The organism is Pseudonocardia sp. EV170527-09 (assembly GCF_008369905.1).
Taxonomy (GTDB): domain Bacteria; phylum Actinomycetota; class Actinomycetes; order Mycobacteriales; family Pseudonocardiaceae; genus Pseudonocardia.
In genome coordinates, this window is record NZ_VRMC01000563.1 from 1 (window position 1) to 254 (window position 254).

Genomic DNA, 254 nt, shown 5'->3' on the forward strand with positions numbered 1-254 from the left:
AATCCGCAGTGCGCAAGAGCGCTTTTTCAAAGGAGCAGACCATGAACAAGGATCAAGTGAAAGGTACGGTCGAGAAAATGAAGGGCAAGGTCAACGAGGCCCTGGGCAAAGCGACCAATAATCCTGCACGCGAACTGAAGGGCGACCTCCAGCAGGCCGGTGGCCAAGCGCGCAAGGACGCGGGAGACGTCAAGGAAGCAGCGAAGGACATTGCAAAGAAGTCCCGCTGATTGGGCCGTGCATGGCTTCGGCAC

At 57.5% G+C, this 254-nt stretch carries 1 protein-coding gene; it reads left to right on the plus strand.

The features are described 5' to 3' along the window. On the plus strand, window positions 1–230 hold a 230-nt coding region (locus tag FVA95_RS30145; protein ID WP_240051817.1), incomplete at its 5' end, for a CsbD family protein. Window positions 231–254 lie beyond the last annotated feature (24 nt).